The organism is Paraburkholderia sp. ZP32-5, from assembly GCF_021390495.1.
Lineage (GTDB): Bacteria > Pseudomonadota > Gammaproteobacteria > Burkholderiales > Burkholderiaceae > Paraburkholderia.
In genome coordinates, this window is the sequence record NZ_JAJEJP010000002.1 from 2,940,711 (window position 1) to 2,966,266 (window position 25,556).

Here is a 25,556-nt window from a genome sequence, read left to right on the forward strand (position 1 = left end):
GCCCGATTCAGCTCAGATCGTTCTGATAGTAATACCCGGTTGTGACATACCAACCTCGTCGGACTTCGACAGGCCGATCCCCATAGGTATAGGACACGCGGTCGACCGACAGCAGCGGAAAACCCGCCGGCACCCGCAGCAGGTCCGCCACGGAGGGCTCCGCGGCAACCGCGCGGATCTTTTCCGTCGCGCGAATCATGCGGGTGCCGAATTCCGTCTCGAACATCGCGTAGAGAGGCCCCTTGTACTCCGACAGCCGCTCGAGCGTGAGCCCGCGGAACACGGCGCCGGGCAGCCAGATTTCGTCGAGCACGGTGACTTCGCCGTCGAACTGCAGCAGACGCTTGATCAGTACGACAGGATCGGCCGGCTTCAGATCGAGTTGCCGGGCGATCTCGGCCGATGCACGCAGCCGCCGGCATTCGAGCAGCTGGCTCACGTGCGGATGCTCGGCGCCGTCGTCGGCGAGCAGCCTCAGGAAGCGGAACTGCGCGCGCTCTTCATTGTGCGTTGCAACGAAAGTGCCCTTGCCCTGACGGCGCACCAGCAGATTATCGGCGGCAAGTTCGTCGATCGCCTTGCGCACCGTACCTTGGCTCACCTTGTAGCGTGCCGCCAGTTCGACTTCACTGGGAATGATCTCGCCCGGCTTCCATTCGCCGCTTTCGAGGCCTTGCGTGATCAGCCCTTTGATCTGCTGATATAAGGGGCTGAAAGTAGGCGACGCGGCAGGAGCGATGACGGATACACCTTCGCCCGCGGCCCCCTGGCCATTCGGATTCACAGGATTCGCCGGGTTCGAATTCATCCGCGCATTTCATCATAAAGGGCTGGGGCACGTCTAGGGTTTTCCCCGCAATAGATGTGTCTTATATAAGACATAAGATACTGTTGACTTTGTCTTTGCCGACTCCTACACTCCTTGTCGAGCAAGGGTTTGCGGGGTTTTTCGGGCACTGTTTGTTGCAGTGCCGCGACGCTCTGGCAGCCACTCTGCACCATGCCGCTTCTTCCGCAGTTCAGGTTTCGATTCGCCGCCATCCGTTGTATTCACTGGCCAGGACGCTTGCCGAAACGCGCTGTTTGCAGGAGTCGGCATCATGCAGCGGCGCCCTCGGCATCGCCGTCCCGTCCCGCTCGGCAGTACAGGTTTCCGGCATGGCGGTCTTGCCGCGGCGCGCCGCCCGGTTTCCGGCCTATACCGGACCGCACGCGAATCGTGCAGTGAATTCCGCCGTGTTTCATAACGCTACGCTGAACGCGCATATAGAATGGCGTTTTTCCTAGCGTCTAACGCATCGTCCTGGAGATTTCTCAATGGCTAAGCCCGCAAAGCGTGTTGCCGTCACCGGCGCCGCAGGTCAAATCGCTTACTCCCTGCTGTTCCGCATCGCCAATGGCGATCTGCTCGGCAAGGACCAGCCGGTGGTCCTGCAGCTGCTCGATCTGCCGCAAGCGCAAGCCGCCGTCAAAGGCGTCGTGATGGAACTGGATGATTGCGCATTCCCGCTGCTGTCGGGCGTCGTGATCACGGACGACCCGAAGGTCGCGTTCAAGGACGCCGACATCGCTCTGCTCGTCGGCGCGCGTCCGCGTTCGAAGGGTATGGAGCGTAAGGATCTGCTGTCGGCCAACGCCGAAATCTTCACGGTTCAGGGCAAGGCGCTGAACGAAGTCGCCAGCCGCGACGTGAAGGTGCTGGTGGTCGGCAACCCGGCCAACACGAACGCGTACATCGCGATGAAGTCGGCTCCGGATCTGCCGAAGAAGAACTTCACGGCCATGCTGCGTCTGGACCACAACCGCGCGCTGTCGCAACTGGCCGCCAAGTCGGGCAAGCCGGTCGCTTCGATCGAAAAGCTGGCCGTGTGGGGCAACCACTCGCCGACCATGTACCCGGACTTCCGCGTCGCCACGGCAGAAGGTCAGGACCTGACCAAGCTGATCAACGACGAAGAATGGAACCGCAACACGTTCATCCCGACCGTCGGCAAGCGCGGCGCGGCGATCATCGAAGCGCGCGGCCTGTCGTCGGCGGCTTCGGCAGCTAACGCTGCGATCGACCACGTGCGTGACTGGGTTCTGGGCACGAACGGCAAGTGGGTCACGATGGGCATTCCGTCGGACGGCTCGTACGGCATTCCGGAAGACATCATCTACGGCGTGCCGGTCACGTGCGAAAACGGCGAGTACAAGCGCGTCGAAGGTCTGGCAATCGACGCGTTCTCGCGCGAAAAGATGGACGGCACGCTGCAGGAACTGCTCGAAGAGCGCGACGGCGTTCAACATCTGCTGGGCTAAGCACTCGATGCGGAAGAACCGGAACTCCGAAGCGGTATCGCGGCGGGTTCCGGTTTTTTTCGTGCGAATTGCCAGGCGAATTGCGGTTGAAAGACGGCAATTCGCATCTGATCCGAACGTGTTTTGCCGTTGCCCGACGGCGCTCACGCAGAGCACGTCCGGATCCGGTTTTCTCTAATCCTCACCCACGCCCCACACGCCGAAGATGCGCGTTCTGACACCCGCCGAAGTGCTGTTTGACGGCGAAGCGCCGCCTGCTGTGCTGCCTGCCTGCGATCACTACGCCGGCAGCGAAAAGCTGATGCTGAAGTCGCTCGCGTTGCAGCAGCAACTCGGCCCGGTGTTCGACATCACGCTCGATTGCGAAGACGGCGCTCAGGTCGGCCGCGAGGCCGAACACGCGGAACTGGTCGCGTCGCTGCTGGGCAGCGAGCATGACCGCTTCGGCCGCGTCGGCGTGCGGATCCACGACTTTGCTCACGCGCACTGGCGCGACGACGTGCGCCTGATACTGCGCGCCGCGAAGCGAGCACCTGCTTACATCACGCTGCCGAAAATCCGCAACGTGCCCGATGCCGCCGAAATGATCGCGTTCATCGAGGCGACGCGGCGCGAGCTCGGCATCGCGCAACCGGTGCCGGTGCAACTGCTGGTCGAAACCCACGGTGCGCTCACGCGCGTGTTCGACCTCGCCGCACTGCCGGGCGTCGAAGCGCTGAGCTTCGGCCTGATGGATTTCGTGTCCGCGCACGACGGTGCGATTCCCGATACCGCGATGCGCTCGCCGGGCCAGTTCGACCATCCGCTGGTGCGGCGCGCGAAGCTCGAAATCTCGGCGGCCTGCCATGCTTACGGCAAGGTGCCGTCGCACAACGTCAGCACCGAAGTGCGCGACATGAGCGTGGTCGCGAACGACGCACAGCGCGCCCGCAACGAATTCGGCTATACGCGGATGTGGAGCATCCACCCGGCGCAGATCGAGGCGATCGTCGCCGCGTTCGCGCCGCGTGACGAAGAAATCACGACGGCCACCGAAATCCTGTTGGCCGCGCAGTCCGCGCAATGGGGGCCGACACGTTACGGCGATACGCTGCACGATCGTGCGAGTTATCGCTATTACTGGTCGGTGCTGCGTCGCGCGCAAGCTACGGGGCGCGCCGTACCGCGGGAAGCGGCGCCGCTCTTTGCGAAAGTAGGTACTAACGGACAGTCCGTGGCATGAACGGCGTGGGGCAAACGGCGGCCACAAACCCGCGGATGAGCCAGCACACAGGAGAAGGCGGAAGATGAGCGAGACGACGAAAGCCACTGGCGCAGCAGACGGCAACGAAACGCAAAGCGGCTTCAAACCGAAGAAATCCGTCGCGCTGTCCGGCGTGACCGCGGGCAACACCGCGCTGTGCACGGTCGGCAAGACCGGCAACGATCTGCATTACCGTGGCTACGACATTCTCGATATCGCCGGCGCGTGCGAATTCGAGGAAATCGCTTATCTGCTGGTGCACGGCAAGCTGCCGAACCAGGCCGAACTGGGCGCTTACAAAACCAAACTGAAAGCGCTGCGCGGCCTGCCCGCGAACGTGAAGGCCGTACTCGAATGGATCCCGGCCGCCGCGCACCCAATGGACGTGATGCGCACCGGCGTGTCCGCGCTCGGCACCGTGCTGCCCGAGAAGGACGACCACAATCTGCCTGGCGCGCGCGATATCGCCGACAAACTGATGGCTTCGCTCGGCTCGATGCTGCTGTACTGGTATCACTACTCGCACAACGGCAAGCGCATCGAGGTCGAAACCGACGACGATTCGATCGGCGGCCACTTCCTGCATCTGCTGCACGGCGTGGAGCCGTCGAAGTCGTGGGTCGACGCGATGCACGTGTCGCTGAACCTGTATGCCGAGCATGAATTCAACGCATCGACGTTCACCGGCCGCGTGATCGCGGGCACGGGCTCGGACATGTATTCGGCGATCACCGGCGCGATCGGCGCGCTGCGCGGCCCGAAGCACGGCGGCGCGAACGAGGTCGCGTTCGAGATCCAGTCGCGCTACCAGACGCCCGACGAAGCAGAAGCCGATATCCGTCGCCGCGTGGAAAACAAGGAAGTCGTGATCGGCTTCGGCCACCCGGTGTACACGATCTCCGATCCGCGCAACAAGGTGATCAAGGACGTCGCGAAGAAGCTGTCGAAGGACGCGGGCAACACGAAGCTGTTCTCGATCGCCGAACGTCTCGAATCGGTGATGTGGGACGCGAAGAAGATGTTTCCGAATCTGGACTGGTTCAGCGCGGTGTCGTATCACATGATGGGCGTCCCGACCGCGATGTTCACGCCGGTCTTCGTGATCGCGCGCACAGCCGGCTGGAGCGCGCACATCATCGAGCAGCGCATCGACAACAAGATCATCCGTCCGAGCGCGAATTACACCGGACCCGAGAATTTAAAGTTCGTGCCGCTAAATAGGAGAAAATAGCGGCGCTGCGCGCTCCATAGCGCGTGCAGTTCACCCCGCGCGGCCGCCGGACCGGTCGTCCGCGCACTGCTCACTGATTTCAGATAGAAAGGTTTTCTCCATGAAAAAGCTGATGATCGCCGCTGTGATCGGCGCCCTGTCCACGACGATGCTGTCCGTCGCGACTGACGCCGCCGCAGCGGACACGGCCACCACCACGACCGCGAAAAAGCCGGTTGCGAAGAAGGCTGTCGCCAAGCGTCCGGAACCGCGCCGCCTGATCAAGCGCAAGCCGAATCCGGCGAAGGAAGCGAAGGTCGATCCGGTTCCGGAAGGCTCGGAAAAGTGGTCCTGCAAGGATGGCCTTGCTTTCGAAATGAAAGGCGACATGAAGCGTGACCAGATCGTCACGGTTCACTGGGCGGACAAGAACTACAACCTGCCGCGTGAAACCACCACGACCGGCGCGGACCGTTTCCACGACGCCGCCACCGGTATGGATCTGGTCGTGATCCCGACCAAGGCCATGCTGTTCCAGGACAAGGACAGCTCGCGTCTCGCCGACGAGTGCAAGACGGCTGCGATGGAACAAGGCGCGCCGGCTGCAACGCAATCGAACGCGATCAACAAGACCAGCAACTGATCCCGCCATCAGGAACGCTCCCCGATGTCTGCTCCGATCTCCAACGTACGACCCGCCCCGGACTCCGTCCTGGTCGACATCGTCGACTACGTGCTGGATTACCGGATCGACAGCGCACTCGCGCTGGAAACCGCGCGTCATTGCCTGATCGACACGCTTGGTTGCGGACTCGAAGCGCTCACCTACCCGGCCTGCACCAAGCTGATGGGACCGATCGTGCCGGGCACGATCGTCCCCAACGGCGCGAAGGTGCCGGGCACGTCGTTCCAGCTGGACCCGGTTCAGGCCGCCTTCAACATCGGCGCGATGATCCGCTGGCTCGACTTCAATGACACCTGGCTCGCCGCCGAATGGGGCCATCCGTCGGATAACCTGGGCGCGATTCTCGCAACGGCCGACTGGCTTTCACGCACCGCCATCGCAGCAGGCAAAGCGCCGCTGACGATGCAAGACGTCCTGATCGCGATGATCAAGGCGCACGAAATTCAAGGCTGCATCGCGCTCGAGAACTCGTTCAACAAGGTCGGCCTCGATCACGTGCTGCTCGTCAAGCTCGCTTCGACCGCGGTGGCCGGCCAGATGATCGGCCTCACGCGCGACGAGCTGATCAACGCGGTATCGCAGGCGCTCGTCGATGGGCAGGCGCTGCGCACCTACCGCCATGCACCGAACACGGGCTCGCGCAAATCGTGGGCCGCCGGCGACGCGACCTCGCGCGCGGTCCGCCTCGCGCTGATTTCGAAGACCGGCGAGATGGGCTATCCGTCGGTGCTCACCGCGAAAACGTGGGGCTTCTACGACGTACTGTTCAACGGCAACGCGTTCCAGTTCCAGCGTCCGTACGGCTCGTACGTGATGGAAAACGTGTTGTTCAAGATTTCGTTTCCGGCCGAATTCCACGCGCAGACCGCTGCCGAAGCGGCGCTCGCACTGCATGCACAATTGAACGCGGCGGGCAAGCGCGTCGAAGACATTCGCCGCATCACGATTCGCACGCACGAAGCGGCAATCCGCATCATCGATAAAAAAGGCCCGCTGAACAATCCGGCCGATCGCGATCATTGCATCCAGTACATGATCGCGGTGCCGCTGATTCACGGCCGCCTGACCGCCGCCGATTACGAAGATTCAGTCGCGCAGGACGCACGTATCGACACGCTGCGCGCCAAGATGGAATGCGTCGAAGACCCGCAGTTCACGAAGGATTATCACGACCCGGAGAAGCGTTCGATCGCCAATGCACTGACGATCGAATTCAACGACGGGTCGACATTCGATGAAGTCGTAGTCGAATACCCGATCGGTCATAAGCGCCGTCGCGAGGACGGTATCCCGTTGCTGGTCGAGAAGTTCAGGACCAACCTCGCGCGGCGCTTTCCGGTCAAGCAGCAACTGGCGATTCTCGACGTGTCGCTCGATCAGGCGAGGCTCGAAGCAATGCCGGTCAATGAATACGTCGATCTGTACGTCATCTAGGTTAAGTACTGTAGTTCCGCGATCCAAACCAAGGAAAACACCATGGCCCACAACCTCCACAAAACGCTCAAGGAATTCGACAGCGGTTCCGGCAAAGGCAAGTTCTACTCCCTGCCGCAACTCGGCAAGGCACTGAACCTCAAGATCGACCGCCTGCCGGTTTCGATCCGTATCGTGCTGGAATCGGTGCTGCGTAACTACGACGGCAAGAAGATCGCCGAAGAACACATCACGCAACTCGCGAACTGGAAGCCGACCGCATCGCGCGTCGACGAAATCCCGTTCGTCGTGTCGCGCGTCGTGCTGCAGGACTTCACCGGCGTGCCGCTGCTCGCCGACATCGCTGCAATGCGCGGCGTCGCAAAGGCCGTCGGCAAGAACCCGAAGTCGATCGAGCCGCTGGTGCCGGTCGATCTCGTCGTCGACCACTCGGTGCAGATCGACCACTTCCGCGAGAAGGGCGCGCTCGACCTGAACATGAAGCTGGAATTCCAGCGCAATAACGAGCGCTACCAGTTCATGAAGTGGGGCATGCAGGCGTTCGACACGTTCAAGGTCGTGCCGCCGGGCGTCGGTATCGTTCACCAGGTGAACCTCGAATACCTCGCACGCGGCGTGCACAAGAAGGCTGACGGCGCGGACACCGTGTACTACCCGGATTCGCTGGTCGGCACCGACAGCCACACCACGATGATCAACGGCATCGGCGTGGTCGGCTGGGGCGTGGGCGGCATCGAAGCGGAAGCCGGCATGCTCGGCCAGCCGGTGTACTTCCTGACGCCGGACGTCGTCGGCGTGAACCTGAAGGGCAAGCTGCGCGAAGGCGTGACTGCGACCGACCTCGTGCTGACGATCACCGAACTGCTGCGTAAGGAAAAGGTTGTCGGCAAGTTCGTCGAGTTCTTCGGCGAAGGCACGCGTTCGCTGTCGGTGCCGGACCGCGCGACGATCGGCAACATGGCGCCGGAATACGGCGCGACGATGGGCTTCTTCCCGGTCGACGAAAAGACCATCGACTTCTTCCACGGCACGGGCCGCACGGACGCAGAAATCTCCGCGTTCGAAAACTACTTCAAGGCGCAGGAGCTGTTCGGCATCCCGGCCGATGGCGACATCGACTACACGAAGGTCGTCACGCTCGATCTGGGCACGGTCGCGCCGTCGCTGGCAGGTCCGAAGCGTCCGCAAGACCGCATCGAAATCGGCAATGTGAAGTCGACCTTCTCCGACCTGTTCTCGAAGCCGGTCGCTGAAAACGGTTTCGCGAAGAAGCCGGCGGACCTCGATGCAACCTACACGACGAGCAACGGCGTCGACGTGAAGAACGGCGACATCCTGATCGCCGCGATCACGTCGTGCACGAACACGTCGAACCCGAGCGTGCTGCTGGCCGCCGGTCTGCTCGCGAAGAAGGCTGTCGAAGCCGGCCTGACGGTCGCTCCGCACATCAAGACGTCGCTGGCTCCGGGATCGCGTATCGTCACCGAGTACCTGACGAAGACCGACCTGCTGAAGTACCTCGACAAGCTCGGCTTCACGCTGGCCGCTTACGGTTGCACGACCTGTATCGGTAACGCGGGCGATCTGACGCCGGAACTGAACGAAGCGATCACGAAGAACGACATCGTCGCGGCAGCGGTGCTGTCGGGCAACCGTAACTTCGAAGCGCGTATTCACCCGAACCTGCGCGCGAACTTCCTCGCGTCGCCGCCGCTGGTCGTCGCCTACGCGATCGCCGGCAACATCACGCGCGACCTGATGACCGAGCCGGTCGGCAAGGGCAAGGGCGGCAAGGACATCTACCTGGGCGACATCTGGCCGACCAGCGACGAAGTCAACGCGCTGCTGAAGTACGCGATGGATGCCGACGTGTTCCGCAAGAACTACTCGCAGCTCACGAAGAAGGGTGACCTGTGGAGCAAGATCGAGGGCGAGGAAGGTCAGGTCTACGACTGGCCGAAGTCGACCTACATCGCCGAGCCGCCGTTCTTCGGCAAGGACTTCTCGATGACGCCGGCCACCAGCATCGAACAGGTCAAGGGCGCGCGCGCACTGGGCATCTTCGGTGACTCGGTGACGACCGACCACATCAGCCCGGCGGGCTCGATCAAGGAAGACTCGCCGGCAGGCAAGTGGCTGAAGGAAAACGGCGTGCAGAAGGCCGACTTCAATAGCTACGGCTCGCGCCGCGGCAACCACGACGTGATGATGCGCGGCACGTTCGCGAACGTCCGCGTCAAGAACCTGATGATCCCGGCGAAGGCGGACGGCACGCGCGTTGAAGGCGGCCTGACGATTCATCAGCCGAGCGGCGAACAGCTGTCGATTTACGACGCAGCGATGAAGTACATCGACGCCGGCACGCCGACCGTCGTGTTCGCGGGCGAAGAGTACGGCACGGGCTCGTCGCGCGACTGGGCCGCGAAGGGCACGCAACTGCTGGGCGTGAAGGTCGTGGTCGCACGCAGCTTCGAGCGGATCCACCGTTCGAACCTGGTCGGCATGGGCGTTCTGCCGCTGCAGTTCAAGGGCTCGGACAGCATCCAGTCGCTCGGCATCACCGGCGAAGAAACGTACGACATCGAAGGCCTCGGCGACGACTTCAAGCCGCAACAGGACGTCACGCTGGTGATCCACGGCAAGGACGGCAGCGAGAAGCGCGTGCAGGTGCTGCTGCGTGTCGATACGCCGATCGAAGTCGACTACTACAAGCACGGCGGGATTCTGCCGTTCGTGCTGCGTTCGCTGCTGGCTGCTTAAGCCTGGCCGCAACGCAAGCGGCCTTGCTGCTTTGCAGGGGCTGCGTCCTGTGGAGGGCGCAGCCGACTTTGAAGCCCGACTTCGGTCGGGCTTTTTTTATGGTCGGCTCGATAAAGATGTCGAATCCGGCGGCCCCCCGAGTGCTTCGCGTGCGCAAGCGCCCGATTAGAAAGACCTGGCGCATGGACACGACGTATATTCGCGTCAAAGGCGGATGGCGATATCTTTATAGGGTCGTGGAGATGGAAGGCAGCGCCATCGACTTTCCGCAGCTCGCGCATCGGGACAAGACTGCAGCTCGGCGGTACTTTGAGAAATCAATCGCGCAAAATGGCGCGCCTGAACCGGTGATCATCGACAAAAGCGGTGCCCCTCGCACCGCGCTCGAAGAGATCAATGTCAATCGTGAAACATCCATCAATATCCGCCAGTCGAGATATCCCAACAATCTGGTCGAGCAGGACCATCGTGCGATCAAGCTACGAACAGGAATCGTATTGGGTCAAGACTTTTCATTGTGCCCGAATTCGCCTGGCGGGAATCGAACTGATGCACATGCTCGCGAAAGGAAAGATGACGTGCGCTCGGGAACCCCATCCGTCAGCCGCTGATCAATTTTTCGACCTCGCAATACAAGTTGGACTTGGCGTATCCATCTCGCTCGACCATCGATCCCTACCGCGACAAAGCCGCTCAAACCGGGGCGGTCGTTCGCGCTAGCGGACGTTCAACGTCCAAGCCAAATTTGCGCTAGATCCTAATTGTTTGATCAACTATCCGGGCCTTAGCGATTTCACAACTTTCAAGTTCCAGCAAAACAAGTACTTCACACATGACGCCAATTTTCCTCCACTGCAAGTACTTGATATAGCAGGTCTGTGCTGGTGGATAGTGAGTCGGGAGGCGATGCCATCGCTCATTATTCGTCAAAATCCAGAGAATTCCCTCAAGCACGCTGCGAGGATGCCTACGTGGGCGGCCGGAACGCTGCACCTCATCATGAGGAAAGAGATGAGCTATTTTTTGCCAAGCCTCGTCGGAAATATAAGTGCGCTCATTCATACAGTTGATCGGTGAGTCCAAGTTTAGAAAACCCGATGACGATGAACTTGCGATGTGTCGCTGTAGCAATATCGCAGCTTCCGCAACCTCAGCGACAAGTTATATCCAGATGCTTAAAAAAAACAGGATTTCGATCACCATAAGGGGCAAAACGATGGTCCAAATTAGTGTTCGCCAGAGACGATCACTGTCTGAAGAAACGGCAGATAGGCGGTCGTTCATCTGACGATGCTGGCGACGACCAGCAAGCATCGAACGAGTGCGCATACATTCAGATTTGGACCTTTCACGAGTATTCAGCACTTCTTCCATGTCACTATTCAAATGCGGATGAATATGGACGGACAGCCTCATGAAGAGCCAGCTCGAACAGGCTCTTAGCGCGAGACCAGTCGAGCAAACATTCGCTCAAAAACTTCGTCGATTCTCATTCGCAAAAACGATCACGTTCTCGCCTTCGCAATGCTGCTCATCGCGTCGACACGCGATCGCGCTCCGATCCTCGACAGGAATTCAGTATTTCACGGGGCTTGATGTTCGTCAAATATATTTGACATAGATCAATCTGTGAGCATTTAAAAATACGTAGCGCTTCGAGAAAATCCGTTGTGCGCGTGTAACTGGAACGGTTCTAGCGAGCCAAGCGGTCGCAGTCGAGATCCTTACTCCAGCCGATCTGCTTCCACTGACCCCGCGGCCCGTGCAAAGAGGTCGCCAATGATCGGATCACCGTAGCGATTCGGACATGAGTCAAACGAAAATCCGCGAGTCGGTGTTGTGGTGTGCAGACGAGATGACGCGATAACAGTTGATATCGTTGATTCAAATCAATCGTCATCCCCCTTCTGGCGAGCTTAATACAAAGAGTGGGCAGCACTCGCGTGCCCTTAGCCAGACGACCATTCGTCTGCAACGCGAAGGCTGCCACAAAGCTCTGAACGGAAGGAGAAGGAAATGACTCCCCGACCGCAGCAACCTTCGATAGTTCGCCTCAGGTACTCGCCCTATGTGATGAACTACCCAACCCGGTACGAATGCCGCATGACGCTTAGGCGTTCTGCGGTTTGTCAAATACATTTGACTTGAAGAAAGCGGCATGAAATACTGGCGGATTCAACCGGTCGATGCAACGATTTGGTTAAATCGCTCAGCCGGCGTATCGAAGTCTAGTGTTTTTCGGGGACGTTCGTTGAGCCGCCTGGCGACGGCATCCAGTCCGGCCTGTGAGTAAGCAGACAGATCAGTACCCTTGGGGAAGTATTGCCTCAGAAGCCCATTCGTATTTTCGTTCGAACCGCGTTGCCAGGGATGATGTGGGTCGCAGAAATAGACCTCAATGTCGGTTGCAACGCTAAAGCGGTGGTGCTCCGCCATTTCCGATCCCCTGTCCCACGTCAGCGATCTATAGAGTTCTCTCGGGAGTTTGCTGGCGTGTCGTATCAGCGCGTCGACCACAGCCGCAGAATCCTTGCTGGGCACTTTTACCAGCATCACGAATCGACTTTGACGTTCGACGAGAGTTGCAATCTGGCTCGTCGCGTTGCCATACAGCAAGTCACCTTCCCAGTGCCCAGGTATTGCGCGATCCTCCGCCGTCGCGGGGCGTTCACTGATCGACACGGCGTCGCGAATGTTCGTGCGACCCTCAGTTTTCAGTGTGTGATGACGGGATCGGCGCATGGTTCGAAAGCGTCGCAAGTGCTCAAGCAGTTCTTTTTTCAGGGCACCACGAGCTTGAATATAGAGGCTCCGGTAGATTGTCTCGTGCGACACCAGATAGTCCTTGTTGACCGCATAAGCATGCCTGAGCCAACCGGCAATCTGCTCAGGGGACCACTGCAACTTCAGCTTTGCAGCGACAACTCGCGCCAGCGTCTGGTTTCGCATAAGTTTGCAAACCTTCGGCCGTCGTGCCCGCTGCCACGCGATCGCATCCGCCTGGCTTGCCCGATAGCCCTGGCTGCCCCCGTTGCGCTGCAACTCACGACTTATAGTGGAAGGGGCGCGTCCCAGCCTGGCTGCTATTGACCGGATCGACAATCCGGACACCAGTGAACGGGAAATCTCCTCGCGCTCCGCGAGCGTCAATGCCTGTGGCGCACGGTGCCTTTGCGGCGGCTGGATGCCACCGTTCTCCGATAGTATTCGCTGAATCGAAGAATGGCCCCGATCAAACAGTTTGGCAATCTGATGAATCGTATCGCCCTTGCGCCATCGGTCCCACATCAGCGCTTTCTGGGTCTCGGAGTAATAAATTCTCGGTCGCTGTTTCATTTGCAACTCCTCCGCTGCTCACGCAGATTCTAGGTGTTGCATCGACCGGTTGAATCCGTCGTGCTTTGCGTTCATTCGTCAACAGACCAAGCATGTTGTTATTCAAAAGCGTGGCTCTTGAACGAACGGCGTCCCAAGCGGTATCGTCCCTGGGAGGCTTCGTTTGAGTGGAGCTCTTGCACGGTTCTGCCTTCCGCCTTCGCTGGCTGAGGAGAGGAAATTGATCTCCCGTTCTCAGCCTCTCGACGGCGAACAGTTTGCAGCCTGCCAAATCACATTCTTGCAGGATCTGTTCGGGTATCGCGAATATCTGCGGGGGCGCGCGCGCGAGACACCGACTATAGACGCGTTCCTTCCTGTCTTCGTGACACTACTCGAGACCATGGAGATAAACGCGCCCGAGGAAGCGCAGAACTGCGCACATCAACTGACGCGGATCATCCAGATTTTGTTTCCGGTCAAACAGGCAAGAGGTTCGCTCCTTAGCGACACGCTGGAAGATCCAGGCCAGACCGCTGCGGAGTAAGCCAAGCATTTCACGAGCTGGCCGCCCGTGTCTGGAACCTGGGCTGCGCTCGGCGCAAAGTCGAGTCCATTATCGCTACCGGTCCCGCCTTCACGAAACATTCTGCGCACTCGGGCTCGCAAGCCCGCGGATGGAATAATTGTCGAAATCGACGTGGACATGGTTGCTTCTGAAAACGCAGCGTCTTCGCATGCTTTTTTGTAAGGACCCCCTCAAGAAAAACGCCGCAGATGCGACATTTGACGATCTCCTGATCTGGATCGGCGTGATCCTTGCATTTTTTCTGTCCCTGATCCTCATGATAGCCGTCTTGTCAGTTTGGACATGATGCCTCGCCCTAATCGGATAAGCGCATATAGCCTATTGGCCAGATGTCGGAAAACAGCCGGATTCCGGTTGTAAGCTTCCCATCAAACGGGATCGTCGGCCCATCTGTGATATGAATATCGCCGGAATCAAAAAGAGTTCTGCTGCTTTTCGAATGCTTCGCTGCAAATGTGCGAAACTTGAGGCAATTGAAGCCACTTGTGCCATTTGATAACCGTGCGTGACTGGTATACATTGTTTGACAACGTCAAAGCGTTGGCCGGCCTAAGCAGCGACGCCCAGCTTGCAGAAGCACTCAATCTCACGCGTTCACAAATCTCCGCGTGGCGCACTGGCAAGAGCGATCTAGGCACCCTGGCGAAACTTCGCATGCTTGACGTGCTCGGCCAAGATGATGTCCGATCCGCCGTGCTGAGCCTTCTGCCGGATAGAGACCGCAGTTCGCTGATCAGTCAACACCTCGAACTGGCCGCGCGAGTAGCACGAGGTATTCAGCAACAAAACTCACCGTCACATCGATCTCAGACCTCGGAACGTTTCGCGGGCAGCAACTGGATGCTGGACTCGCTACCCGATTCAGAACTTGTACGCCTGCGAAAGCACCTCAGGCCTGTCGAGATGACGCTCGGCCAGGTCGTGTATCACCAGGGCGAGCGTATTGAGACCGTCTATCTGCCGACAACAGCGATCTTCGCGATCTTCCGTCTGACACCAGCGGGCGAGTCGCTCGGCGTTGCACTTGTGGCCAACGAAGGACTGATGGGTTTCTCTGCGTGCATGGGCGAGCCACATGCATCGAATCAAGTCGTGGTACAGAGCGCCGGCTTTGCATATCAGCTCAGCGTCGATGTGCTACGGCGTGAGCTTGCCAGTACGGTAGCTCTCCAGAGCCTGATCATGCGATACGCCCAGATGTTAATGACGCAAATGGCCCAGATCGCGGTATGCGCTCACCGTCACTCTCCCCGCGAGCAATTATGCAGATGGATGCTCCAGACACTTGATCACCTGGATTCGACAGAAATTCACGCGAGCAAAAAGGTCTTCCCGCGCATACTTGGCACGCATGGTGCACAAGCTGTCGAAGAACTCAAAAAAATGGACCAGGATGGCGTTGTTCGATATCGCCCGGGGGTTATCAAGGTGATCGATCATTCGTATATCAACGACAGCGCGTGCCAATGCTATGCCTCGTTGAAGAACGAATATAAGCGCCTCCTGATGCCGGCTTGACGATTCCCCTAGCTTTCCGTCTATACGTCAGAAGACAAAGAGAGCCGCACGTCAGCGTGCGACTGGGAACAGGTTCCGCATGCGGGCGGATTTGACGGATACAGTCAATCTCTTATTCGATCAGGTCTGATTTATCGCAGGTTTCTCGCTCGAGGTGACCGGCTACAGCCTATCCGCGGCAAACTCTCCGAAAACCCGCAAAGACTTTTTTCATTTTTTCATGTCCACCATCTACCTCACCCCCGCACCGCCCGCGCCGCATTCCTCCCCCTCAACCACTCCAGCGCCAGCAGCAAACAAGTCGAGAACACGATCAGAATCGTCGCCAGCGCCGCAATCGTCGGGCTAATGTTCTCGCGGATTCCGGTAAACATCTGCCGCGGCAACGTAGTCTGATCCGCGCCCGCGAGAAACAGCGTAACGACGACTTCATCGAACGAGGTCGCGAACGCGAACAACGCACCTGAAATCACCCCCGGCGCAATCACCGGCAACGTGATGCGGAAGAACGTCTTCACCGGATTCGCGCCGAGCGACAAACTCGCGCGCACAAGGTTGTAGTTGAAGCCCTGCAACGTGGCCGCAACCGTCGTCACGACGAACGGCACGCCGAGCGACGCATGCGCGAGAATCAGCCCGATATACGTATTCGCGAGCCCAAGCGGTGCGAAGAACAGATACATGCCGACGCCGACCACCACGACCGGCACGATCATCGGCGAAATCAGCACCGCCATCAGCAGCGCCTTGCCGCGAAAGTTCGCCTTCGTGAGACCGATCGCCGCGAGCGTGCCGAGCACGGTTGCAACTACCGTCGCCGACGGCGCGACGATAAAGCTGTTTTTCGCGGCCATCCGCCATTCTTCGGACGCGACGAGGTTCTGATACCAGCGCAGCGACCAGCCCGGAATCGGATACACGAGGAACGTGCTCGACGAAAACGACAGCGGCACGATCGCGAGCACCGGCAGGATCAGATACAGCAGCGTCAGCACGACCAGCGCGCGCATCGCGAAATACCACACGCGCTCGACCATCGACGTATGCGGTGCGAACAGGGGCCTGGCAAGTTTCATCGCGGTGTGCTCCGTCCGGTTCGGTTCATTTCTTCGGCTCGATCAAGTTCAACCAAAGCTCAACCCAGGCTCAGCGAAGAACGCGTAAAGCGTCCATAGATCGCGTACAGCACGAGCGTCGCGGCGAGCAGCAGACCGCCGAGCGCGCACGCCATCCCCCAGTTGATCGTCACGTTGGTGAAGTACGCGACGTAGTAGCTGACCATCTGATCATTCGGCCCGCCGAGCAGCGCGGGCGTGATGTAGTAGCCGATCGCGAGGATGAACACCAGCAGCGCGCCCGCGCCGACGCCGGGATAAGTCTGCGGCACGTACACACGCCAGAACGCAGCGAACGGATGGCTGCCGAGCGAGATCGCCGCGCGTTGATAGGTCGGCGGGATCGACTTCATCACGCTGTATAGCGGCAGGATCATGAACGGCAGCAGGATGTGCGTCATCGAGATATAGACGCCGGTGCGGTTGAACAGCAGCGCAAGCGGATCGTGCAGCAGGCCGCTTGCGATCAGCGCCTTGTTCACGAGCCCTTCGCTTTGCAGAATCACGATCCACGCGGCGACGCGCACGAGGATCGACGTCCAGAACGGAATCAGCACGAGGATCATCACCAGATTCGCGCGGCGCTCGGACAGCGTCGAAATCCAGTACGCGAGCGGATAGCCGAGCAGCAGCGTGAACAGCGTAACGGCCGCGCCGATCACGAACGTGCGGCTGAATACCTTCAGATAGATCTGTTGATCGGGATCGGTCTGCACGATGCGGCCGAACGCGTCCTGCTTGTGATCGAGCGCGGCGAGCAGATAGAACGGCGACAGCGTGCCCGCATTCTTCGCGATCGCCTGCCAGTACGCGACATCGTTCCAGCGCTCGTCGAGTTCGACGAATTTCGCGCGCGTCTGCTGCGGCGACAGATGCAGCGGCTGGTTGTTGTCGTCGACGAACGGCATCGCGTGCGCGGACTTCGCGACCAGCGAGCGATAGCCCGGAATCTCGACGTTCAGGCGTCGCGCGAGCGCGCCCATGCCGTCGCTGTCGGCGATCGCGGTCAGGTCGGTGGCGAGCGCAACAAACGCGGCGTCGGCAGGCGGCGACTTGCGATCCCAGCCTCTGAGCGCCTGCAGCGTATGCGGCAGCGCATTCGCGACTTCGGGATTCTGCGCGGCGCGCGTGAGCAGCGCGCCGATCGGCACGACGAAAATCAGCAGCAGGAAAATCGCGAGCGGCGCGATCAGCAGCAGCGCCATCGCGCGCTTTTTCGCCTCGGCGGCCTTCAGTTCGCGTTTGAGCCGGCTGCTTGATTCAGGCGTCGAATCGGTGGCGATCGTTATCGTAGTCACAGTGGTGTTCCTCGATACGGCGCGGCCCGCGTGATCGCGAGGCCGCGCCCTGTCACCAGGAGCCTATGAGTCGATTAGCAGAAGCCTCGACAGGCACCGGCTCCCTTCACTTCGACGCCCACGACGAAAAGCGCTGCTCCAGTTCATCGCCGTGATCGGTCCAGAACGACAGGTTCTGCAGCACCGCGTTCTTGCCGTTCTCCGGCGAGTTCGGCAGATTCGCGAGAATCTTCGGATCGAGCGACTTGATCGCCGCCACGTTCACCGGACCGTACGCGATGTGGTGCGCGTAGTCCTGTTGCGGCTTCGACGTCAGCGAATAGGCGATGTATTGCTCGGCGACCGCCTTGTTCGGCGAGCCCTTCGGAATCGCCCAGTAGTCGAGGTCGTAGATGCTGCCGTTCCACACGACCTTCAGGTTCTTGCCCTCGCGCTGCGCGGCGTCGATGCGGCCGTTATACGCGGTCGTCATCACGACGTCGCCCGCCACCAGAAACTGCGGCGGCTGCGCGCCCGCTTCCCACCACTGGATATTCGGCTTCAGCTCGTCGAGCTTCTTGAACGCGCGGTCCTGGCCTTCCTTGGTGGCGAGCACCTTGTAGACATCCTTCGGCGGCACGCCATCGGCCATCAGCGCGAATTCGAGGTTGTAGCGCGCGCCCTTGCGCATCGCGCGCTTGCCGGGGAATTTCTTGGTGTCCCAGAAATCGGCCCAGCCGGTCGGCGCGGTTTTCAGCTTGTCGCCGTTATAGGCGAGCGCAGTCGACCACACGAAGAAGCCGACACCGCAAGTTTGCGGCGCATCCGGAATCAGATCCGACTTCTTGCCGATCTTCGACCAGTCCAGCTTCTCGTACAGCCCCTCATCACAGCCCCGGCCGATGTCGCCCGATTCGACCTCCACCACGTCCCAGTTCACGTGCTTCGCCTCGACCATCGCCTTCACCTTGGCCTGCTCGCCGTTGTATTCGACGGCCGTCACCTTGTTGCCGGTGGCTGCTTCGAACGGCTGGTTGAACGCGGCCTTCTGCGCGTCGCCGTTCGCGCCGCCGAAGTTGACGACCGTTATTTCCGCCGCGTGAACCTGCGCGGCGCCCAGCGCGAGCGTGACAGCAGCAACGGCGATGGCGCAGCGCGATTTCCCGATCTTGTTCATGGTGTGGCTCTCCTTGGGTGATGTCCGTGATGTCTCGATGTAAGTCGTGCCGCACAGCGCGCGGTGCGTGAAGCGCCGCCCGCTGCCGGCTTTGTTATGCCGCTGAACTACCGCGCCGCCGCCTCGCGCGTGCGACGCTTCACTGCCCCGCCTGCCTCAAGCTGCCTCAAGCCCTGCGAACACGCGTAAATGCTCGGGTGCAAACTCCAGCGCGACCGGTGCACCGGGCGCGAAGGTATCGAGTACGTGGGTGCCGAGCGGCACCTTGACGAAGCACTCGTCCTGTTGCCGCACGCCGCAACGCATGCGCACGTGATCGCCGAAATAGATGAGCCCGCGCGCCTCGCCGGCGAGCGCATTGGCACCCGGCCGCGCGACGCCGTTGGCGAGCTTCATCCGCTCGGGCCGGATACACGCGACCGCCGGCGAGCCCGCGCGCGCGCCGCCGATGTTGCGGCCCGTCAGGCGCGTGCCGTCGCTCAGATGGAATTCGCAATACTCGCCGTCGACGTTCGCAATCGTGCCGCGCAGCCGGTTGCTATCGCCGATGAAGTTCGCGACGAACTCGTTGCACGGCGATTCGTACAGGCTGTCAACGGTATCGAGTTGTTGCACGATGCCCTTGTCGAATACCGCGACGCGGTCGGACATCGTCAGCGCTTCGCCCTGGTCGTGCGTGACGTAGACAAACGTGACGCCGAGCTTTTCGTGCAGCGACTTGAGTTCGTACTGCATGTGCTCGCGCAACTGTTTATCGAGCGCGCCGAGCGGCTCGTCCATCAGCACGAGCTTCGGCTCGAACACGAGCGCCCGCGCGAGCGCGATGCGCTGCTGCTGGCCGCCAGACAGTTGCGCCGGATAACGCTTCGCAAAGCTCTCCATGCGCACCATTTTCAGCGCGTTGTTCACGCGCTGCGCGCGTTCATCGGCGGGAAGCTTGCGCACGGTCAATGGATACGCAACGTTCTGTTCGACCGTCAGATGCGGAAACAGCGCGTAGTTCTGAAACACCATGCCGATGTTGCGCTTGTGCGGCGGCACGTTGTTCAGCAACTGGCCGTCGAGCCAGATCTCGCCGCCGGTCGGGAATTCGAAACCCGCCAGCATCATCAGACAGGTGGTCTTGCCCGAGCCGGACGGCCCGAGCAACGTCAGGAATTCGCCCTGGTAGATATCCAGATCGAGCTGTTTGACGACCAGCGTTTCGCCGTCGTAGGTCTTGCGCACGCCCCGAAAGCTGACGATCACGTCATCGGTTTTCATAGCTTCGTCTCCTCTGTCTGACAGCTTTCGCAGGCGAAATGAAATCGATCGCGTGGCTCACTATAGACCGTTACGGTTCTACAATATGGAGCCATTTCATTATTCCGGATGGAACCACTTGGACACCGTGATCCTGTCGGACTGGCTCGCCGCACGGCTCGATCGTGGCGCCGCCGAACCGGTCTACCGACAAACCCTGAGGCTTACGCAGCAGGCCATCCTGACGGGCCAGCTGCCGCCCGGCACCAAGCTGCCGAGTTCGCGCACGCTCGCCGAAGACCTCGGCATCGCGCGCAACACGGTGCTGCACGTTTACGACCAGCTGACAGCTGAAGGTTATGTGATTTCGACCACGGGCAGCGGTACTTATGTCGCCGATACCCGCCCGGATGCGGCCACGGTGAATGGCCGTCCGAAGCCGGTCGCGGCGGTCGCGGCGGTCCTGGTCCCGGAGCTGGCGAGCGCGTCCGTCGGTGATAACCCGCAGCCGGCGCGGCCCGACCGCGGCGACCTGTCCGCACGCGGGCGCCGCCTGGTCGCGCAGGCGGGTGTGTCCGCGAAGCAATGGGGTGCGTTCATGCCGGGCGTGCCCGATGTGTCCGAATTCCCGGCGCGCACATGGAGCCGCCTGCAGGCGCGGCTGTGGAAGGACGCCAATCCCGATCTGCTGACCTACGCGCCCGGCGGCGGCTACCGGCCGCTGCGGCGCGCGCTGTCGGACTACCTGCGCGTCGCGCGCTCGGTGAATTGCACGCCGGACCAGATCATCATCACGACCGGCATCCATCAGTCGATCGATCTCGCGGTGCGTCTGCTGACCGACGTCGGCGATCGCGCATGGGTCGAGGAGCCGTGCTATTGGGGGCTGCGCAGCGTGCTGCAGTCGTCGGGCGTCACGCTCGCGCCGGTGCCGGTCGACGGCGAAGGCCTCAATCCGCGCGATGAAGACCTGCAACAGCCGCCGCGGCTCGCGCTCGTCACACCATCGCATCAGTATCCGCTCGGCATGGTGATGAGCCTCGCGCGCCGCCGCACGCTGCTCGAATATGCGCGCCAGCACAACGTGTGGATCATCGAGGACGACTACGACAGCGAATTCCGCTACGGCAGCCGTCCGCTCGCATCACTGCAAGGACTCGACGAAGCAGGCCGGGTGATCTACGTGGGCAGTCTCGGCAAGATGCTGTTTCCGGGGCTGCGGATCGGCTACATGATCGCGCCGGAACACCTGGTGGATACGTTCAGGACCGGCGTCGCCGAGCTGTATCGCGAAGGCCAGTTGATGCAGCAGGCGGTGATGACCGAGTTCATCATGGATGGCCATCTGACCTCCCACGTGCGCCGCATGCGCGCGCTCTACGGCGAGCGGCGGCAGATGCTGATCGATGCGATTACCGCGCGCTTCGGCAGCGAACTGCCGGTGATGGGCGACGAAGCGGGCCTGCATCTCGTGCTCGGCCTGCCCGACTACTCGGACGATCGTGCGGTGACGTCCGCCGCGTCCGACGCCGGCGTGATCGTGCGTCCGCTCACCAGCTACTACAGCAACCCGGCGCAGCCGCGGCGCGGGCTGCTGCTCGGCTACGCGTGCGTGCCGAACGAAAAGATCGGCCCGGCGTTCGATACGCTCGCGCGGGTGATCGAGCGCACGGCGCTGAAGCCGGCGGTGGCGTAACGAAACGCCCCGCTCACTTCAGGCCGAAGTCCACCCGAGTCGTCGCGCCCTTGTCCTTGATGCCGTCGGCATTCAGCTTCGGCGCGACGATAAACACGCGGCTGCTGTCGATCTTGCCGTCCAGATACTGCTGCACGCTTTGCGCGCGCTGCTGCGCGAGCTGACGCAGGCTGGCTTCGTCGACCGGCGCGTTGGCTGCGAGCGCGCCCTTCATATCGTCATCGGGCAGCGTCTTGGTCATGCCGATGAAGTTGCGCGGCTTCTTGAAGTCGCCGGACTTGTAGGCCTTCGCCAGGTACTTGTCGTAATCCTTCTGATCGACCGTCACGGTAGAGAGATCGACGCTCTCGCCGTTGCCCACCACGTCCTTGATCTTTTGCTGCTTGACCAGCCGGTCCACGTACTGCGTGCGCAGCGCCGGTTCGTCGACCTTCGGATCGACGCGGCCGATCAGGTCCATGCGGATCGACGGCTTGTCCGTGAGCGCCTTCACGATCGTATCGAGCTTCTGTTTGTCGGCGTCGGTCAGCTCCGCCGAACCCGCGTCGAATTCGACATAGCCGAGTTCCTGACCGCCGCCGCCGAACGCGTTCGCGATCAGCGAGAACGGTGCGGTCACCGCCTTCTCGATCAGGTTGAGCACCGCATGCCAGATCAGGCCGCCGACGCTGAACTCGGGGTTCGACAGCGAACCCGACACCGGCAGATTCACGTCGATTTCACCGCGCGAATTTTTCAGCAGCGAGATCGCGAAACGCACCGGCAGCTTGGTCGCCGTGTCGTTGTCGACGTGATCGCCGAACGTGAGCTGATCGATGAACAGATGGTTGTTCGCGTTCAACTGGTCGTTGTCGAGCTTGTAGTGCAGATCGACGTTGAGCTTGCCCTTCGTGATCGGATAGCCCGCGTATTTCGCCGAATACGGCGTGAGGTTGGTCAGCTCGATGTCGTGCGCGGTCGCGGTCAGATCGAGCGCCGGCTTCGCGATCAGCGGATTGACGGTGCCACGGATCGTCAATGGGCCGTTGGCCGCAAGCTTCGCGGCGACGTCGACCGGCGCGGGCGTCGTCGATTCGGTGCCGAACGCACCCACGGTGCCCTGAATGTCGACGAGATTTGCCGTGTAGTTCGGCTTGATGAAGTTGTCCGTGTAGGTGACGCGGCCCTGTTGCAGCACCAGTTGCCCGAAGTGCAGCTTGACCGGGGATTGCGGTGGCGTCGCGGCGGTCGCAGCAGTCGCGGTTGCGGGCGCGGCCGGCTTGCCTGGTGCGGCAGATGCCGCAGCCGGTGCCGCCGGCGCCGCCGCTGCCGTTGCGGCAGGCGCTGACGCGGCCACCGCTTCAGACACCGCCTGAGGCGTCAGCGGGATCGGCTTGGCGCCGCTCTTGTCGCGCGTCAGCGATTGCGTCTGGCCGCCTTCATGCGCGACCACGTCCTTCAGGTTCAGCTTGCCCTGCGCGTCGAGCAGTACACGCCCATAGAACTTCGAGAACGTGACGCGGCCCGCGTCGACCACGGTGCCGTGTTCGTCGTAATCGGCCTTCAGGTTCGACAGCGCGAGCGAGCCCCAGCCGGCAAACGGGTCGGAGGTGGCCTTGTCGAGCATCCGCACGTCGACCAGCGCCACGTCGCCGTGATAGTTCGCCTTCAACGACTTCGCCTGCGTCACCGCAAGCTCGCCGTTCGCGTTGAGCAGCGCGCTCGCGATCACCGCGTTCAGCTTGCTGCCGAAGTACGGCTCGAAAGCCGCCGCGTCGAGCCGGTTCGCGTCGATCTTGACGGCGAGCTTCAGCGGCGTCGCGGTCACGTCGCCCTTCAGATTCAGCGTGCCTTTTTTGTTCAGCGTCGCTTGCAGATCGACCGGCAGCGGACGGCTCAGGTCGTCGCTGATCTGCTGCACCTTCAGTTGCAGCGGCGTGATGCTGAGCTTGACCGGCTGCGGCGTCGTGTTGTCGGTGAAATTGGCGGTTGCGTCCTTCAGCGTCAGCTCGCCGATCTTGTAGTGCCACGCCGGGCCTTCGGCCTGCGCTTTCTTCGCCGCATGGATCGCAGTGCGCTGCTGCGCCTCCTGGTGCGCGCCGGCCAGCGAACTCAGATTGATGCTGCCGTCCTTCAGACGCTGTGCGTCGACCGCGAGGCCGGTGGCATCGACGCTCGTCACATCGGCCGTGCGCGCCGCCACGTCCACCTGCTTGACCACGACGTTGCCCTGCGCGAGCGAGATCAGCGGCGTTTTGTCGCCGTGCGCGGCGAGCTTCAGCGACTGCAAACCAAGCTGCGTATCGGTGACCGTCAGCGCCATCGGCGACTTCGACCAGTTCGCGTCGATAGTCGTCGTCGCGGACAGCGCGCCGTCGAGCACCTGCGCGGACGTCGCCGAGTCGAGATACGGCTGCAATTGCGGCAGCTTCAGCGATTTCAGATCGAGCTTCGCGTTCGCGGTTTTCGCCGCGAGACCGACCGTGCCGTCGGCGGCGAGCGAGCCGGCATCGTCCTTGAAACTGGTATTCAGCGTGTAGTGCGCGGGCGCCGATGCGAGCGTCGAAAAATCGGTCAGCGTGACCGCGAGATTTTGCAGACCGACGTCGACCGGATGCGACGCTGCTTCGTCGTGCACGCTCACCGTGCCGTCATTGAGTGCGAAACGTTTGATCGCGAGGTCCAATGGCGGCGCGGCTTTTTCCGCGCCGGCGGTGGCGGTGGTGGCGGCTTTGGCGTTGGTATCCGCTTCGGCTTTCGCAGCCGATGCCGCGGCCGGCGCGCTTGCCGCGCTCGCCTCGGCAGTGGTGGATGCCGATGCCGATGCCGTTTCAGCCTTAGCCGACCCGGCCGGCGCCGACGCGAACATCTTCTCGACACTCAACACGCCATCCTTGTCGCGCGCGAGGCTCGCGCTCGGCGCATCGATGCGAATGTCGTCGAAGTGATAGAGGCTCTTCAGCGGCTCGAGCGACGCCGCCGCCACGTGCACCGCGCGCGCCGCGAAGAACGGCGCCTTGCCCTGATCCTGCACGTCGACATCGTTCAGATCGACGGTGCCCGCGACGCGCAGCGACGGCGTGTCGTTCGACACCACGAAATTGAGCTTCAGATCGGTGGACAGCTTGCCCGACTGCACGACCACCGGCAGCTTCGTCGGCACATAGGAAACCAGCTTCGGCACGTCGAGCGCGTCGAAACGCAGCGACACTTCCGATTCGCGCGACGCCGCGAACGGCTTGGTCTTGCCGTCGATCGCGAGTTGACTATTGCCGTCGATGCGCGCGCGCAGCAGCGGCTCGACGAAGATATCGGTTTTCGACGGCAGCGTCGCGATGAACGGAATACCGAGCTTCCATTGATCGATCACGTGGCTCGTGCCGAGCAGCCGGTCGTCGAACGTGATCTGGCCGTTCTCGACACGAATATTGGAGACGGAAAACTGCGTCGGCTTGCTATTGGGTTTGGCCGGCTGGTTCGCGAACTTCTCGACCAGATCGGTGAAATTGAAGTGCTGCGCGTCGTAGCGAACGATATGGAAACGCGGCGAATCGACCTGCACTTCATCGACGATCGGCGCGCCGCGAAACAGTGAACTCCACGACGGTTGAACGATGAGCCGCGAAATATCGACGAAGTCGCCCGCGCCGCCGCGCTCGCCGATATGCACGTTATCGGCTTCGAATCTGAGCGTGTAGGGATTGAGCGCGATGCGGCCGATCGATGCCGGGCGGTCGAGCTGCTTGCTTAACTGCTGGCTCGCGATATGGCGAATCAGCGGCGGCGCCGCGAAAAAGCCGAGCAGGCCGAACACGACGACGAGGATCAGCAGGCTTATCAGGACACGACGGGTACGACGCGACTGCGCGACTTCGCGCACAGTCTGCATGGAGGAGGCTAACGATGCTTTATTAAGGCTTGCCATGCTCGATGTGGATGAATGCGGCGGCAAGCCCGCCGCGAAGAACGTGAATCCCGCAAGCGGCAGTATAAGTCGCGAATCAGTTACGAAACA

Annotated in this window: 18 protein-coding genes and 1 pseudogene; 10 read left to right on the forward strand and 9 right to left on the reverse strand. The window is 61.2% G+C overall.

Features of this window, described 5'->3' with window-relative positions; genetic code table 11:
* Window positions 1–7 precede the first annotated feature (7 nt).
* Window positions 8–808, reverse strand: a complete 801-nt coding sequence (locus L0U82_RS31905) for a GntR family transcriptional regulator (protein ID WP_233837233.1) — start codon at window positions 806–808, stop codon at window positions 8–10.
* Window positions 809–1,317: 509 nt separating this feature from the next.
* On the opposite strand from L0U82_RS31905, the gene L0U82_RS31910 reads away from it, so the two are divergent.
* The 7 genes and pseudogenes from L0U82_RS31910 to L0U82_RS31940 form a co-directional block, all read left to right on the forward strand.
* The gene (locus L0U82_RS31910) at window positions 1,318–2,301 is read left to right on the forward strand and encodes a malate dehydrogenase (RefSeq protein ID WP_233837234.1); all 984 of its coding nucleotides are present in this window, start codon (window positions 1,318–1,320) and stop codon (window positions 2,299–2,301) included.
* A 205-nt stretch (window positions 2,302–2,506) separates the two neighbouring features.
* Entirely contained in the window at window positions 2,507–3,523 is a 1,017-nt protein-coding gene (locus tag L0U82_RS31915) for an HpcH/HpaI aldolase/citrate lyase family protein (protein ID WP_233837235.1), read from the forward strand.
* 64 nt (window positions 3,524–3,587) lie between these two features.
* Window positions 3,588–4,775: a bifunctional 2-methylcitrate synthase/citrate synthase gene (gene prpC, locus L0U82_RS31920; protein WP_233837236.1), complete on the forward strand. Its 1,188-nt coding sequence runs from the start codon at window positions 3,588–3,590 to the stop codon at window positions 4,773–4,775.
* A 100-nt stretch (window positions 4,776–4,875) separates the two neighbouring features.
* Window positions 4,876–5,397 (forward strand): hypothetical protein, encoded by a 522-nt coding sequence (locus L0U82_RS31925; RefSeq protein ID WP_233837238.1) that lies wholly within the window; start codon window positions 4,876–4,878, stop codon window positions 5,395–5,397.
* 24 nt (window positions 5,398–5,421) lie between these two features.
* On the forward strand, window positions 5,422–6,873 hold the full coding sequence (locus L0U82_RS31930) for a bifunctional 2-methylcitrate dehydratase/aconitate hydratase (protein ID WP_233837239.1): 1,452 nt from the start codon (window positions 5,422–5,424) through the stop codon (window positions 6,871–6,873).
* Window positions 6,874–6,915: 42 nt separating this feature from the next.
* On the forward strand, window positions 6,916–9,633 hold the full coding sequence (gene acnA, locus L0U82_RS31935) for an aconitate hydratase AcnA (protein WP_233837240.1): 2,718 nt from the start codon (window positions 6,916–6,918) through the stop codon (window positions 9,631–9,633).
* 146 nt (window positions 9,634–9,779) lie between these two features.
* Window positions 9,780–10,266, forward strand: a pseudogene (locus L0U82_RS31940) (DDE-type integrase/transposase/recombinase); the annotation flags it as partial.
* A gap of 117 nt (window positions 10,267–10,383) precedes the next feature.
* On the opposite strand, the gene L0U82_RS40025 reads toward L0U82_RS31940, so the two are convergent.
* The 3 genes from L0U82_RS40025 to L0U82_RS31950 form a co-directional block, all read right to left on the reverse strand.
* Window positions 10,384–10,695 (reverse strand): transposase, encoded by a 312-nt coding sequence (locus L0U82_RS40025; RefSeq protein ID WP_442793688.1) that lies wholly within the window; start codon window positions 10,693–10,695, stop codon window positions 10,384–10,386.
* A 99-nt stretch (window positions 10,696–10,794) separates the two neighbouring features.
* Window positions 10,795–11,007 carry a hypothetical protein gene (locus tag L0U82_RS31945; protein WP_233837241.1) on the reverse strand — a complete coding sequence of 71 codons (213 nt, stop codon included), beginning with the start codon at window positions 11,005–11,007 and terminating at the stop codon, window positions 10,795–10,797.
* Window positions 11,008–11,808: 801 nt separating this feature from the next.
* Window positions 11,809–12,969 (reverse strand): IS30 family transposase, encoded by a 1,161-nt coding sequence (locus L0U82_RS31950; RefSeq protein WP_233828879.1) that lies wholly within the window; start codon window positions 12,967–12,969, stop codon window positions 11,809–11,811.
* Window positions 12,970–13,189: 220 nt separating this feature from the next.
* Here L0U82_RS31950 and L0U82_RS31955 point away from each other — a divergent pair, with 220 nt between their 5' ends.
* Both L0U82_RS31955 and L0U82_RS31960 read left to right on the forward strand, forming a co-directional pair.
* The gene (locus L0U82_RS31955; RefSeq protein WP_233837242.1) at window positions 13,190–13,495 is read left to right on the forward strand and encodes a hypothetical protein; all 306 of its coding nucleotides are present in this window, start codon (window positions 13,190–13,192) and stop codon (window positions 13,493–13,495) included.
* A gap of 561 nt (window positions 13,496–14,056) precedes the next feature.
* Window positions 14,057–15,055, forward strand: a complete 999-nt coding sequence (locus tag L0U82_RS31960; protein ID WP_233837243.1) for a Crp/Fnr family transcriptional regulator — start codon at window positions 14,057–14,059, stop codon at window positions 15,053–15,055.
* Between the two features lie 236 nt (window positions 15,056–15,291).
* Here L0U82_RS31960 and L0U82_RS31965 read toward each other — a convergent pair whose 3' ends face one another.
* From L0U82_RS31965 to L0U82_RS31980, 4 genes are all read right to left on the reverse strand, one after another.
* Window positions 15,292–16,131 carry an ABC transporter permease gene (locus L0U82_RS31965; protein ID WP_233837244.1) on the reverse strand — a complete coding sequence of 280 codons (840 nt, stop codon included), beginning with the start codon at window positions 16,129–16,131 and terminating at the stop codon, window positions 15,292–15,294.
* Window positions 16,132–16,190: 59 nt separating this feature from the next.
* Window positions 16,191–17,468: an ABC transporter permease gene (locus L0U82_RS31970; protein WP_233837246.1), complete on the reverse strand. Its 1,278-nt coding sequence runs from the start codon at window positions 17,466–17,468 to the stop codon at window positions 16,191–16,193.
* 106 nt (window positions 17,469–17,574) lie between these two features.
* Window positions 17,575–18,624, reverse strand: a complete 1,050-nt coding sequence (locus L0U82_RS31975; protein WP_233837247.1) for an ABC transporter substrate-binding protein — start codon at window positions 18,622–18,624, stop codon at window positions 17,575–17,577.
* 156 nt (window positions 18,625–18,780) lie between these two features.
* The gene (locus L0U82_RS31980; RefSeq protein ID WP_233837248.1) at window positions 18,781–19,887 is read right to left on the reverse strand and encodes an ABC transporter ATP-binding protein; all 1,107 of its coding nucleotides are present in this window, start codon (window positions 19,885–19,887) and stop codon (window positions 18,781–18,783) included.
* Window positions 19,888–20,005: 118 nt separating this feature from the next.
* Here L0U82_RS31980 and pdxR point away from each other — a divergent pair, with 118 nt between their 5' ends.
* Complete coding sequence (gene pdxR / locus L0U82_RS31985; RefSeq protein ID WP_233837249.1) at window positions 20,006–21,562, forward strand: MocR-like pyridoxine biosynthesis transcription factor PdxR; 1,557 nt, start codon at window positions 20,006–20,008, stop codon at window positions 21,560–21,562.
* Between the two features lie 13 nt (window positions 21,563–21,575).
* Here pdxR and L0U82_RS31990 read toward each other — a convergent pair whose 3' ends face one another.
* The gene (locus tag L0U82_RS31990) at window positions 21,576–25,466 is read right to left on the reverse strand and encodes a DUF748 domain-containing protein (RefSeq protein WP_233837250.1); all 3,891 of its coding nucleotides are present in this window, start codon (window positions 25,464–25,466) and stop codon (window positions 21,576–21,578) included.
* Window positions 25,467–25,556 lie beyond the last annotated feature (90 nt).

Coding starts and splice junctions, on each gene's coding strand:
- L0U82_RS31905 (WP_233837233.1), bottom strand. CDS start 808: ATGAATTCGAACCCGGCGAATCCTGTGAATCCGAATGGCCAGGGGGCC.
- L0U82_RS31910 (WP_233837234.1), top strand. CDS start 1,318: ATGGCTAAGCCCGCAAAGCGTGTTGCCGTCACCGGCGCCGCAGGTCAA.
- L0U82_RS31915 (WP_233837235.1), top strand. CDS start 2,507: ATGCGCGTTCTGACACCCGCCGAAGTGCTGTTTGACGGCGAAGCGCCG.
- prpC (WP_233837236.1), top strand. CDS start 3,588: ATGAGCGAGACGACGAAAGCCACTGGCGCAGCAGACGGCAACGAAACG.
- L0U82_RS31925 (WP_233837238.1), top strand. CDS start 4,876: ATGAAAAAGCTGATGATCGCCGCTGTGATCGGCGCCCTGTCCACGACG.
- L0U82_RS31930 (WP_233837239.1), top strand. CDS start 5,422: ATGTCTGCTCCGATCTCCAACGTACGACCCGCCCCGGACTCCGTCCTG.
- acnA (WP_233837240.1), top strand. CDS start 6,916: ATGGCCCACAACCTCCACAAAACGCTCAAGGAATTCGACAGCGGTTCC.
- L0U82_RS40025 (WP_442793688.1), bottom strand. CDS start 10,695: ATGAATGAGCGCACTTATATTTCCGACGAGGCTTGGCAAAAAATAGCT.
- L0U82_RS31945 (WP_233837241.1), bottom strand. CDS start 11,007: ATGGAAGAAGTGCTGAATACTCGTGAAAGGTCCAAATCTGAATGTATG.
- L0U82_RS31950 (WP_233828879.1), bottom strand. CDS start 12,969: ATGAAACAGCGACCGAGAATTTATTACTCCGAGACCCAGAAAGCGCTG.
- L0U82_RS31965 (WP_233837244.1), bottom strand. CDS start 16,131: ATGAAACTTGCCAGGCCCCTGTTCGCACCGCATACGTCGATGGTCGAG.
- L0U82_RS31975 (WP_233837247.1), bottom strand. CDS start 18,624: ATGAACAAGATCGGGAAATCGCGCTGCGCCATCGCCGTTGCTGCTGTC.
- L0U82_RS31980 (WP_233837248.1), bottom strand. CDS start 19,887: ATGAAAACCGATGACGTGATCGTCAGCTTTCGGGGCGTGCGCAAGACC.
- L0U82_RS31990 (WP_233837250.1), bottom strand. CDS start 25,466: ATGGCAAGCCTTAATAAAGCATCGTTAGCCTCCTCCATGCAGACTGTG.